Below are 12,747 nucleotides of genomic sequence, written 5' to 3'. Positions count from 1 at the left end.
TTCTTCCTCTTACTCGCCAACGACCACGGTGATGTGGCTGGTGCGCTTCAGGATGCGGGAACCGCGGCCCTTGGCCCGGGCATACATGCGCTTCATCGCGGGACCCTCGTCCACGAAGATGCGCGAGACTTTCAGCTCGTCGACATCCGCGCCGAGGTTGTTCTCGGCGTTGGCGACGGCCGACAGCAGCACCTTGCGGACAATGTGCGCAGCCTTCTTGTTGGTGAAGTTGAGCACGTCGCTGGCTCGGCCCACGGGCATACCGCGGACCAGGTCAGCCACCAGGCGTGCCTTCTGCGCCGAAATGCGGGCGCTGCGCAGGATCGCTTTGGCTTCAGTGCTCATCACTTGCCCTTCTTGTCGCCGACGTGGCCCTTGAAGGTGCGGGTCACCGCGAACTCGCCGAGCTTGTGCCCGACCATGTTCTCGTTGACGAGCACCGGCACGTGCTGGCGGCCGTTGTGGATGGCGATGGTCAGGCCCACCATTTCGGGCAGGATCATCGAGCGGCGCGACCAGGTCTTGATCGGACGCTTGTTGTTGGCGGAAACCGCGGCTTCCACCTTCTTGGCGAGGTGAAGGTCGACGAACGGACCTTTCTTCAGAGAGCGTGGCATGTCGGGTTCCTGTTACTTGCGGCGACGCACGATAAACTGCTGCGTGCGCTTGTTGTTGCGGGTCTTGTAACCCTTGGTCGGCGTGCCCCACGGGCTGACCGGGTGACGGCCGCCGGAGGTACGGCCTTCACCACCGCCGTGCGGATGGTCGACCGGATTCATTACCACGCCGCGCACGGTCGGCCGGATGCCCAGCCAGCGCTTGGCGCCGGCCTTGCCGAGCTTCTTCAGGCTGTGCTCGCCGTTGCCGACTTCACCGATGGTGGCGCGGCACTCGACCGGCACGCGGCGCATCTCGCCGGAACGCAGACGCAGCGTGGCATAGCCGGACTCGCGGGCCACCAGCTGGACCGAGGCGCCGGCGGAACGGGCGATCTGCGCGCCCTTGCCGGGCTTCATCTCGATGCAGTGGATGGTGGAGCCCACCGGGATCGAACGCAGCTGCAGGCAGTTGCCGGCCTTGATCGGCGCGTCGTGCCCCGACAGCAGGCGGTCACCCACCTGCACGCCCTTCGGCGCGATGATGTAGCGGCGCTCGCCGTCGGCGTAGCACAGCAGCGCGATGTGCGCGGTGCGGTTGGGGTCGTACTCGATGCGCTCGACCTTGGCGGCGATGCCTTCCTTGTCGCGCTTGAAGTCGATGATGCGGTAATGCTGCTTGTGACCGCCGCCGCGATGACGGGTGGTGATGCGGCCGAAGTGGTTGCGACCGCCGGTCTTGGATTGCGCCTCGGTCAACGCCGCGTACGGCGCGCCCTTGTGCAGACCCTCGGTGCGAACGCTGACTGCGTCGCGACGACCCGGCGAGGTCGGCTTGTGGTTGATTAGTGCCATCTCGAAGAACTCCTGGCTCAGGCCTTGGCCGACACGTCGATGGACTGGCCATCGGCGAGGCGCACATAAGCCTTGCGCTTGCCCTGGCGGCTGCCAGCGCGGAAACGGAAGGACTTGACCTTGCCCTTGCTGTTGACGAGGTTCACCTGCTCGACCTTGACGTCGAACATCTGCTCCACCGCCGCACGGACATCGGCCTTGGTCGCCTCGGGGGCCACCACGAAAACATACTGGTTGTGCTCGCTCACGCGAGCCGACTTCTCGGAGATGTGCGGCGCGCGCAGGGTGTCGAGAATGCGTTCGTTGCTCATGCCAGCCACTCCTCGATCTTCTTCACCGCGTCGACTGTCATGACGATGTGGTCGGAACCGACCAGGCTGACCGGGTTCAGCGCCATCACGTCCAGCACATGTAGGTAGGGGATGTTGCGCGCGGCCAGGTACAGCGCCTCGCTGGCATCCTCGGAAACCAGCAGCACGCGACCGGACACCTCGAGCTCGGCGAGCTTGGCCACCATTGCCTTGGTCTTGGGCTGGTCGACGCCGAAGCTCTCGACCACCTTGATGCGACCCTGGCGATTCAGCTCGGACAGGATCGAGCGGATCGCCACGCGATAGGCCTTGCGATTGACTTTCTGCTCGAAGCTGCGCGGCTTCGCGGCAAAGGTCACGCCACCGCCCACGAAGATCGGGGCACGGTAGTCGCCGTGACGGGCGCCGCCGCCCTTCTGCTTCTTGAATTTCTTGGTGGTGCCCGACAGCTCGCCACGCGACAGCTGCGCCTTGGTGCCGGCGCGACCGCCGGCCTGGTACGCAACCACCACCTGGTGGACCAGGGCCTGCTTGAACTCGCCGCCGAACACTTCGTCCGACACGCTGAGCGGCTTGGCGCCAATGACATTCAGTTCCATGGCGTCTCTCCTCAACCCTTGGTGGTCGGACGGATCACGACGTCGCCACCGGTCGCACCGGGGACAGCACCCTTCACCGCGATCAGGTGACGCTCGGCGTCGACCTTGACCACTTCCAGACCCTGCTGCGTGCGGTTCACCGCACCCATGTGGCCGGCCATCTTCTTGCCCGGGAACACGCGGCCCGGCGTCTGGCGCTGGCCGATCGAACCCGGCGCGCGGTGCGACAGCGAGTTGCCATGCGTCGCATCGCCCATCTTGAAGTTGTGGCGCTTGATGGTGCCCTGGAAGCCCTTGCCCTTCGAGACGCCGGCGACGTCGACGATCTGGCCGACCGAGAACACTTCCTCGGCCTTGATCTCCGCGCCCACGCTGTACTTGCCGAGGTCGTCGGCGGCCACGCGGAACTCCCACAGGCCACGGCCCGGCTCGACCTTGGCCTTGGCGTAGTGGCCCTTCAGCGGCGCCGTCAGCAGGCTGGCGCGCTTCATGCCCGCCGCGACCTGCACCGCGCTGTAGCCATCGTTGTCTTCCGTCTTCAGCTGGGTGACGCGGTTCGGGGTCGCCTCAATCAGCGTCACCGGAATCGAGCGTCCGTCTTCAGTGAAGAGCCGGCTCATGCCGCACTTGCGGCCTACCAGTCCGATACTCATGTTCGTATCCTGTCTATCGCTCAACCGAGCTTGATCTGAACATCGACGCCAGCGGCGAGATCAAGCTTCATGAGCGCGTCCACGGTCTTGTCGTTGGGGTCGACGATGTCGAGCACACGCTTGTGGGTACGGGTCTCGTACTGGTCGCGTGCATCCTTGTCGACGTGCGGCGACACCAGAATGGTGTAACGCTCGATCTTGGTCGGGAGCGGGATGGGGCCGAGCACCGTGGCGCCCGTGCGCTTGGCCGTCTCGACGATCTCGCTGGCCGAACGATCGATCAGACGATGATCGAACGCCTTGAGCCGGATGCGAATCTTCTGGTTCGCCATAAACCGTGTCCTGTTATCAAAAGAACTTGAATGTGCAACGAGGCGGCTTCTCACCGCATCGCACTGCTCTCTGGAACCATCAGGGCCGCGCTGCGCACAACCCCGACCTGCAAAACGCCAAGCGAGCACATGATGGCTCGCCTGGCGCAAATCCTGCTGCGCAGTTGGCATGACGACAGGCTTCGACCCGGAATCACACCTAACGCAATGGCCGTCCACGGCCTGCGAACTCGAAGCACTTCCTGTGCCTCATTTCGCGGTAAGCCGGTCGGAATCACGTCCGCCCGGCAAGTGAGCTGCGAAGTATAGCGGCAAATCGCCGCCGAGTGAAGACTCCCGGCGCAATCCGCTGAAACTCCCCGAAACGGCCTGCGGCGGGCCGGCATGCCGGCCCGCCGCAGGGGTATTACTTGATGACCTTGGCCACCACGCCGGCGCCGACGGTGCGGCCGCCTTCGCGGATCGCGAAGCGCAAGCCCTGATCCATCGCGATCGGGTGGATCAGCGTCACCTTCATCTTGATGTTGTCGCCCGGCATCACCATCTCGACGCCTTCCGGCAGCTCGATCGCGCCGGTCACGTCGGTGGTGCGGAAGTAGAACTGCGGGCGGTAACCCTTGAAGAACGGGGTGTGGCGGCCGCCTTCGTCCTTCGACAGCACGTACACCTCGGCCTCGAAGTCGGTATGCGGGGTGATCGTGCCCGGCTTCGCCAGCACCTGGCCGCGCTCCACGTCGTCGCGCTTCAGGCCGCGCAGCAGCAGGCCGGCGTTGTCACCCGCCTGACCCTGGTCCAGCAGCTTGCGGAACATTTCCACGCCGGTCACGGTGGTCTTCTGCGTCGGGCGGATGCCGACCACCTCGATTTCGTCGCCGACCTTGATCACGCCGCGCTCGATACGGCCGGTCACCACCGTGCCGCGGCCCGAGATCGAGAACACGTCCTCGACCGGCATCAGGAACGGCTGGTCGATCGCGCGCTGCGGCTCAGGGATGTAGGTGTCCAGCGCGTCCACCAGCTTGATGATCGCCGGCACGCCGATCTCCGACTGGTCACCTTCCAGCGCCAGCTTGGCCGAACCCTTGATGATCGGGGTGTCGTCGCCCGGAAAATCGTACTTCGACAGCAGCTCGCGCACTTCCATCTCGACGAGCTCCAGCAGCTCGGCGTCGTCCACCATGTCGGCCTTGTTCAGGAACACCACGATGTACGGCACGCCCACCTGGCGCGACAGCAGGATGTGCTCGCGCGTCTGCGGCATCGGGCCGTCGGCCGCCGAGCACACCAGGATCGCGCCGTCCATCTGCGCCGCACCCGTGATCATGTTCTTCACATAGTCCGCGTGGCCCGGGCAGTCCACGTGCGCATAGTGGCGCACCGGCGACTCGTATTCCACGTGCGCCGTCGAGATCGTGATGCCGCGCGCCTTCTCTTCCGGCGCCGCGTCGATCGCGTCGTAGGCCTTGAATTCGCCGCCGAACCGCTCCGCACCGACCTTCGTCAGCGCCGCCGTCAGCGTCGTCTTGCCGTGGTCCACGTGACCGATCGTACCCACGTTCACGTGGGGCTTGGTGCGCTCGAACTTGCCCTTTGCCATGACTTGAGACCTCTAGATAGAACTTCTGTCAGTGCGGCGATTGCCGCGTCGTTTCACTTACGCGGCCTCCGGGGAGGCCGCACTGCTTTTTTCCGAATTGGTGCGGCCATGGATGGCCACCCGTGTGATTTTCGCGGCCAGGCACGACCGCGAAAATCAAGCCTTCTTCACCACCTGCTCGGCGATGTTGTTCGGCGCCTCGGCGTAGTGGTCGAACTCCATCGTGAAGGTGGCGCGACCCTGCGTCAGCGAGCGGATGGTCGTGGCGTAACCGAACATCTCGCCCAGCGGGACGAAAGCATCGATGGTCTTACCGGACGGCGTGTCTTCCTGGCCGCGCAGGATGCCGCGACGACGGCTCATGTCGCCCATCACGTCACCCACGTAATCCTCCGGGGTAACCACCTCGACCTTCATGATCGGCTCGAGCAGCACCGGCGACGCCTTCGCGAAACCCTGCTTGAACGCCATCGAGGCGGCCAGCTTGAACGCCATTTCGGACGAGTCGACGTCATGGTACGAGCCGAACACCAGCTTCACCTTGACGCCCACCACCGGGAAGCCCGCCAGCGGACCGCTGGTGATGGTTTCGCGCAGGCCCTTTTCGACCGAGGGGATGAACTCCTTCGGGATCACACCGCCGGTGATGTCGTTGATGAACAGGAACTCGTCCTTGATCTGCGCCGACAACTTCTCGTCGGCCCGATCGGCATCGCTGATCGGCGACATCTCGATCACCACGTGGCCGTACTGTCCCTTGCCGCCGGACTGCTTGGCGTGCTTGTAGTCGGACTTCACGTCGCTGCTGCGGATCGTCTCGCGGTAGGCCACCTGCGGCTTGCCGACGTTGGCCTCGACGTTGAACTCGCGCTTCATGCGGTCGACGATGATGTCGAGATGCAGTTCACCCATGCCCGAGATGATGGTCTGGCCCGATTCCTCGTCGGTCCGCACGCGGAAGGACGGATCCTCGGCGGCCAGGCGGCCCAGCGCAATGCCCATCTTTTCCTGGTCGGACTTGGTCTTCGGCTCCACCGCCATCGAGATCACCGGCTCCGGGAACGTCATGCGCTCCAGGGTGATCACGTGATCCTGCGCGCACAGCGTGTCGCCAGTCGTCACGTCCTTGAGGCCGACCGCGGCGGCGATGTCGCCCGCGCGGACTTCCTTCAGTTCATGGCGATCGTTCGCGTGCATCTGCAGGATGCGGCCGATACGCTCCTTCTTCGACTTCACCGGGTTGTAGACGGCATCGCCGGCATTCAGTACGCCCGAGTAGACGCGGAAGAAGGTCAGCGAACCGACGAACGGGTCGGTCATGATCTTGAACGCGAGCGCGGAGAACGGCGCGGCGTCATCAGCCTTGCGGGTCGCCTCGTGATCGTTCTCGTCCATGCCTGTCACCGGCGGGCGATCCACCGGCGACGGCAGCAGGTGCACGACCGCGTCCAGCATCGCCTGCACGCCCTTGTTCTTGAAAGCGGTGCCGCAGTAGACCGGAATGATTTCGCTGGACAGGGTGCGCTGGCGCAGGCCCGTGATGATCTCGTCCTCGCTGAGGGAGCCCTCTTCGAGGTACTTGTTCATCAGCTCTTCGCTGGCTTCGGCCGCCGACTCGACCATGAAGCTGCGCGCCTCGTCCGCCTTGTCCTTGAGGTCCGCCGGGATGTCCGCGTACTCGAACTTCATGCCCTGGGACGCCATGTCCCAGACGATCGCCTTCATCTTGAGCAGGTCGACCACGCCCTCGAAATTGTCCTCGGCGCCGATCGGAACGACCATCGGCACCGGGTGCGCACCCAGGCGCGACTTCAGCTGGCCGACCACCTTGTCGAAGTTGGCGCCGGTGCGATCCATCTTGTTGACGAACGCAAGGCGCGGCACCTTGTACTTGTTGGCCTGGCGCCACACGGTCTCGGACTGCGGCTGCACGCCGCCGACCGCGCACAGCACGAACACCGCGCCGTCGAGCACGCGCAGCGAACGCTCCACCTCGATGGTGAAGTCCACGTGCCCGGGGGTGTCGATGATGTTGAAGCGGTGCTGCTCCATCGAACCATCCATGCCCTTCCAGAACGCCGTGGTGGCGGCGGAAGTGATGGTGATGCCGCGCTCCTGCTCCTGCTCCATCCAGTCCATCGTGGCCGCACCATCGTGCACCTCGCCGATCTTGTGCGAGACACCTGTGTAGAACAGGATGCGCTCCGTGGTCGTGGTCTTGCCGGCATCGATGTGAGCCATGATGCCGAAGTTGCGGTAGCGCTCGATGGGAGTGGTGCGTGCCATGGTCATATCCGACGGAGATCCATCCCCGAATGGGCAGTGGCGGCCATCCGGGCCGCTCTGGTCATGAAAAAATCCGGCACACGTGCCGGCTTGTATGGTGTCGCCCGCACCAGCGGGCGACACGACCACCGCCTATTACCAGCGGTAGTGCGAGAAGGCCTTGTTGGCTTCCGCCATGCGATGGGTTTCCTCGCGCTTCTTGGCGGCGCCACCACGGCTTTCGGAAGCTTCCTGCAGCTCGGCAGCCAGCTTGCGCGGCATCGAGGTCTCACCGCGCTTGCGGGCAGCCTCGATCACCCAGCGCATCGCCAGCGCCATGCGGCGGCCGGGGCGCACTTCGACCGGCACCTGGTAGGTGGCACCACCGACGCGGCGGGACTTCACCTCGACAGCAGGCGCGACGTTGTTCAGCGCCTTCTCGACCAGAGCCACCGGCTCGGCGTGCTTCTCGCCCAGATGCTCCAGTGCACCGTAGACGATGCTCTCGGCCACGGACTTCTTGCCGCTCTTCATCACCATGTTGATGAAACGGGCAATCAGCTGGCTGCCGTGCTTCGGGTCAGGCAGCACCACACGGGCGGGATGGGAACCTTTACGCGACATAGTTATTGTCTCTTTGAATAGGCATCCATGCCCCAAGAAAAGCGGTCGTCCTGACCGCGCTCCTCAATTAGGCCTTCGGACGCTTGGCGCCGTACTTCGAGCGCGACTGGCGACGCTTGGTGACGCCGGCGCAGTCAAGGCTGCCGCGCACCGTGTGATAGCGCACGCCCGGCAGGTCCTTGACGCGACCGCCACGGATCAGCACCACCGAGTGTTCCTGCAGGTTGTGGCCTTCGCCACCGATGTAGCTGATCACCTCGTAGCCGTTGGTCAGGCGCACCTTGGCAACCTTGCGCAGAGCCGAGTTCGGCTTTTTCGGGGTGGTCGTGTAAACGCGCGTGCAGACGCCGCGACGCTGCGGGCTGTTCTGCAGAGCAGGCGAATCGCTCTTGTAGCTCTTCGGGCTGCGGGATTTGCGCACCAACTGGTTGATAGTCGCCATGCGAAGCCTTTTCTGAAAACATAAAGGCAGCCCGAACAAGCTCGGTCTGCCAAGAAGCGGGAATATAACACGGACGGCCTGTCACAGACAAGCCAGCGTCCCGCCTTCCATGACCCGAACACGAGGTGCGTCCATGCACCTCATTTCGTATGTCTAGCGAGCAATACCCGGGGCGGGCCTACTCGACACCACTTTCACTACCGGCCGGCGCCTCGGAGAACGAGACGGCGGAAGCGGCACCGGAAAGCGTCTCCAGCTCCGAGGCGGTGAGGCCGCCCTGGCTGCGACGCGAGGCGTGATACGCCAAGCCGGTACCCGCGGGAATCAGACGGCCGACGATAACATTTTCCTTCAGGCCCCGCAAGGTATCGCGCGTGCCGCGGACCGCCGCCTCGGTGAGGACGCGGGTGGTCTCCTGGAACGAGGCCGCCGAGATGAACGACTCGGTGGCCAGCGATGCCTTGGTGATGCCCAGCAGCACCGATTGGTACTCGGCCGGACGCTCGCCCTTGCCTTCCGCACGCTCGTTCTCGGCGTTGATCCGCACGCGCTCCACCTGCTCGCCGCGCAGGTAGTGGCTGTCGCCCGACTCGGTGATCTCCACCTTGCGCAGCATCTGGCGAATGATCGCCTCGATGTGCTTGTCGTTGATCTTCACGCCCTGCAGGCGGTAGACGTCCTGGATTTCCTTGACCAGGTAGGTGGCCAGCGGCTCCACGCCCAGCAGGCGCAGGATGTCGTGCGGGCTGGGCTCGCCGTCCACCACGGTCTCGCCCTTCTCCACGTGCTCGCCTTCGAACACGATGACCTGGCGCCACTTCGGAATCAGCTCCTCGTGCTCGTTGCCGTCGGCGTCCTTGATGATCAGGCGTTGCTTGCCCTTGGTGTCCTTGCCGAAGCTGACCACGCCGGAACGCTCGGCCAGTACCGCCGGCTCCTTCGGCTTGCGCGCTTCGAACAGGTCGGCCACGCGGGGCAGACCGCCGGTGATGTCGCGGGTCTTGGAGGTTTCCTGCGGGATACGTGCCACCACGTCACCCACGCCCACCGCGGCGCCGTTCTGGATCGACACGATCGCACCGGCCGGCAGGAAGTACTGCGCAGCGATGTCCGTGCCCGGCAGCTTGAGCTCGCGACCCTTGGCGTCTTCCAGGCGCACGATCGGGCGCAGGTCCTTGGCCTGGGTGCCACGGCGCTTCGGATCGGTGACCACCGCCGATTCCAGGCCGGTCAGCTCGTCGGTCTGGCTCTGCACGGTGACGCCATCGATGAAGTCGATGAAGCGCACCACGCCGGCCACCTCGGTGACGATCGGGTGGGTGTGCGGGTCCCAGTTCGCCACGGTCTGGCCGGCCTTCACCGGCGCGCCGTCCTTCACCGCGATGGTGGCGCCGTAGGGCACCTTGTAGCGCTCGCGCTCGCGGCCGTTGGCGTCGAGCACCGACACCTCGCCCGAACGCGACACGGCCACCAGGTGGCCCTGGGCGTGCTGCACGGTCTTCAGGTTGTTGAACTTCAGCGTGCCGGTGGTCTTAACCGTCACGTTGTCCACGGCGGCGGCACGCGAAGCCGCGCCGCCGATGTGGAAGGTACGCATGGTCAGCTGGGTGCCGGGCTCGCCGATCGACTGCGCGGCGACCACGCCCACGGCTTCGCCCATGTTGACCAAGTGGCCACGGGCCAAGTCGCGGCCGTAGCACAGCTTGCACACGCCATGGCTGGCCGCGCAGGTGATCGGCGAACGCACCTTGACCGACTGCACGCCGGCCTTGTCGAGCTTCTCGACCAGCGCCTCGTTGAGCAGGGTGTCGCGCTCGACGATCGGCTGGTCGTCGTTGCCGGGGGCGTAGACGTCCTCGACCACCACGCGGCCCAGCACACGGTCGCGCAGCGGCTCGACCACGTCGCCGCCCTCCACGATCGGCTGCATGACCAGGCCTTCCTCGGTGCCGCAGTCGTCCATGGTGATCACCACGTCCTGCGCCACGTCCACCAGGCGGCGGGTGAGGTAACCGGAGTTCGCGGTCTTCAGCGCCGTGTCCGCCAGGCCCTTGCGGGCGCCGTGGGTGGAGTTGAAGTACTGCAGCACGTTCAGGCCTTCGCGGAAGTTGGCCTTGATCGGCGTCTCGATGATCGAGCCGTCCGGACGCGCCATCAGGCCGCGCATGCCGGCCAGCTGGCGGATCTGCGCCACCGAGCCGCGGGCGCCGGAGTCGGCCATGATGTACAGCGAATTCATCGACTTCTGGGCGACCTGCTTGCCTTCGCTGTCGGTCACCGTCTCGGTACCGATGCCGTCGATCATCGCCTTGGCCACCAGCTCGTTGGTGCGCGACCAGATGTCGACCACCTTGTTGTAGCGCTCGCCGGCGGTGACCAGGCCCGACTGGTACTGCTGCTGGATCTCGACGACTTCCTTCTCGGCCTCTTCCAGGATCGCCTTCTTCTCGCCCGGGATCTTCATGTCGTCGATGCCGATGGAGATGCCGGCGCGCGTCGCGAAGCGGTAGCCGGTGTACATCAGCTGGTCGGCGAAGACCACGGTTTCCTTCAGGCCCAGGCGGCGGTAGCTGGCGTTGATCAGGCGGGAAATCGCCTTCTTGGTCAGCTCGGTGTTGGCGAGCTGGAACGGCAGACCTTCCGGCAGGATCTCGGCCAGCAGGGCGCGACCGACGGTGGTCTCGACCAGCTTGATTTCCTCGCTGCGGGCGCCGTCGGCGGCAATGTGCACCTGCTTCAGGCGCACCTTGATCCTGGCATGCAGCTCGACCGCGCGGTTGTCATAGGCGCGGCGCACCTCGCTGATGCCGGAGAACACCATGCCGGTGCCCTTCGCGTTCACCAGCTCGCGGGTCATGTAGTACAGGCCGAGCACCACGTCCTGCGTCGGCACGATGATCGGCTCGCCGTTGGCGGGCGACAGGATGTTGTTGGTCGACATCATCAGGGCGCGCGCTTCCAGCTGCGCCTCGATCGACAGCGGCACGTGCACGGCCATCTGGTCGCCGTCGAAGTCCGCGTTGAACGCGGTGCAGACCAGCGGATGCAGCTGGATCGCCTTGCCTTCGATCAGCTTCGGCTCGAACGCCTGGATGCCGAGGCGGTGCAGGGTCGGTGCACGATTCAGCAGCACCGGATGCTCGCGGATCACCTCTTCCAGGATGTCCCAGACCTGGCCTTCCTCGCGCTCGACCAACTTCTTGGCGGCCTTGATCGTGGTGGCCTCGCCGCGGGCCTGCAGCTTGGCGAAGATGAAGGGCTTGAACAGTTCAAGCGCCATCTTCTTCGGCAGGCCACACTGGTGCAGGCGCAGGGTCGGACCCACGGTGATCACCGAACGGCCCGAGTAGTCCACGCGCTTGCCAAGCAGGTTCTGCCGGAAGCGGCCCTGCTTGCCCTTGATCATGTCGGCCAGCGACTTCAGCGCGCGCTTGTTCGTGCCGGTGATGGCACGGCCACGGCGGCCGTTGTCGAGCAGGGCGTCCACCGACTCCTGCAGCATGCGCTTCTCGTTGCGCACGATGATGTCGGGCGCGTTGAGCTCGAGCAGGCGCTTGAGGCGGTTGTTGCGGTTGATGACGCGGCGGTACAGATCGTTGAGGTCGGACGTGGCGAAGCGGCCACCGTCCAGCGGCACCAGCGGGCGCAGGTCCGGCGGCAGCACCGGCAGCACGGTCAGCACCATCCACTCCGGCTTGTTGCCGGATTCGAGGAAAGCCTCGATCAGCTTGACGCGCTTGGTAAGACGCTTCAGCTTGGTCTCGGAATTAGTCGAGGCGATTTCTTCCTTGAGGCGGATCACTTCGCCCGGCAGGTCGAGCGACTTCAGCAGCTCATACACCGCCTCGGCGCCCATGCGGGCGTCGAACTCGTCGCCGTGCTCTTCCACCGCTTCCAGGTACTGGTCCTCGCTGAGCAGCTGGCCGCGCTCCAGCGCGGTCAGGCCCGGATCGATCACCACGAAGGCCTCGAAGTACAGGATGCGCTCGATGTCGCGCAGGGTCATGTCCAGCATCAAGCCGATGCGCGACGGCAGCGACTTCAGGAACCAGATGTGCGCGGTCGGCGAGGCCAGCTCGATGTGGCCCATGCGCTCGCGGCGCACCTTGGCCAGCGTCACTTCGGTGCCGCACTTCTCGCAGACCACGCCACGGTGCTTCATGCGCTTGTACTTGCCGCACAGGCACTCGTAGTCCTTCACCGGACCGAAGATGGCGGCGCAGAACAGGCCGTCGCGCTCGGGCTTGAACGTGCGGTAGTTGATCGTCTCCGGCTTCTTCACTTCGCCGTAGGACCAGGAGCGGATCAGCTCCGGCGAGGCCAGTGCGATCTTGATCGCGTCGAAATCCCGCGTTTCGCGCTGCTGGTTGAACAGATTGAGCAGGTCTTTCATTTGAGTCTCCGATCGGAGCAAATTCTTGGACGGGGCCAGAAGGTCAGGCGTGCAGGGTCAGGGGTGCGGAGGCCGGAATC

Annotated in this window: 12 protein-coding genes; all 12 read right to left on the bottom strand. The window is 65.0% G+C overall.

The features are described from left to right. Positions 1-9: 9 nt before the first annotated feature. The 12 genes from rplV to rpoC all read right to left on the bottom strand — a co-directional run bounded on the left by rplV (position 10) and on the right by rpoC (position 12,667). Complete coding sequence (rplV, locus tag AC2EWF_RS00695; protein WP_483637442.1) at positions 10-345, bottom strand: 50S ribosomal protein L22; 336 nt, start codon at positions 343-345, stop codon at positions 10-12. Then, positions 345-617, bottom strand: coding sequence for a 30S ribosomal protein S19 (rpsS, locus tag AC2EWF_RS00690; protein WP_077481308.1), 273 nt, complete (start codon positions 615-617; stop codon positions 345-347). The genes rplV and rpsS overlap by 1 nt, the downstream gene beginning before the upstream one ends. A gap of 12 nt (positions 618-629) precedes the next feature. After that, the gene (rplB, locus tag AC2EWF_RS00685; protein WP_483637441.1) at positions 630-1,451 is read right to left on the bottom strand and encodes a 50S ribosomal protein L2; all 822 of its coding nucleotides are present in this window, start codon (positions 1,449-1,451) and stop codon (positions 630-632) included. Between the two features lie 17 nt (positions 1,452-1,468). Beyond that, on the bottom strand, positions 1,469-1,762 hold the full coding sequence (rplW, locus tag AC2EWF_RS00680) for a 50S ribosomal protein L23 (protein ID WP_483637440.1): 294 nt from the start codon (positions 1,760-1,762) through the stop codon (positions 1,469-1,471). Continuing rightward, on the bottom strand, positions 1,759-2,361 hold the full coding sequence (gene rplD, locus AC2EWF_RS00675; protein WP_483637439.1) for a 50S ribosomal protein L4: 603 nt from the start codon (positions 2,359-2,361) through the stop codon (positions 1,759-1,761). Before rplD ends, rplW begins: the two co-directional genes overlap by 4 nt. Before the next feature lie 11 nt (positions 2,362-2,372). After that, a complete protein-coding gene (gene rplC / locus AC2EWF_RS00670) occupies positions 2,373-3,014 on the bottom strand; it encodes a 50S ribosomal protein L3 (RefSeq protein ID WP_483637438.1) in 642 nt (213 codons plus the stop codon). Positions 3,015-3,034: 20 nt separating this feature from the next. Continuing rightward, positions 3,035-3,346, bottom strand: coding sequence for a 30S ribosomal protein S10 (rpsJ, locus tag AC2EWF_RS00665; RefSeq protein ID WP_014402136.1), 312 nt, complete (start codon positions 3,344-3,346; stop codon positions 3,035-3,037). Between the two features lie 406 nt (positions 3,347-3,752). Beyond that, a complete protein-coding gene (tuf, locus tag AC2EWF_RS00660; RefSeq protein WP_483637437.1) occupies positions 3,753-4,943 on the bottom strand; it encodes an elongation factor Tu in 1,191 nt (396 codons plus the stop codon). 156 nt (positions 4,944-5,099) lie between these two features. Then, positions 5,100-7,229, bottom strand: coding sequence for an elongation factor G (gene fusA / locus AC2EWF_RS00655; protein ID WP_483637436.1), 2,130 nt, complete (start codon positions 7,227-7,229; stop codon positions 5,100-5,102). A gap of 135 nt (positions 7,230-7,364) precedes the next feature. Beyond that, on the bottom strand, positions 7,365-7,832 hold the full coding sequence (gene rpsG / locus AC2EWF_RS00650; protein WP_192105773.1) for a 30S ribosomal protein S7: 468 nt from the start codon (positions 7,830-7,832) through the stop codon (positions 7,365-7,367). 67 nt (positions 7,833-7,899) lie between these two features. Further along, positions 7,900-8,274, bottom strand: a complete 375-nt coding sequence (rpsL, locus tag AC2EWF_RS00645; protein ID WP_077481292.1) for a 30S ribosomal protein S12 — start codon at positions 8,272-8,274, stop codon at positions 7,900-7,902. Between the two features lie 178 nt (positions 8,275-8,452). Next, positions 8,453-12,667, bottom strand: a complete 4,215-nt coding sequence (rpoC, locus tag AC2EWF_RS00640; protein ID WP_483637435.1) for a DNA-directed RNA polymerase subunit beta' — start codon at positions 12,665-12,667, stop codon at positions 8,453-8,455. Positions 12,668-12,747: the final 80 nt, after the last annotated feature.

Source organism: Rhodanobacter sp. sgz306013 (genome assembly GCF_057031145.1).
This window is presented reverse-complemented; position numbering and strand designations above follow the sequence as displayed.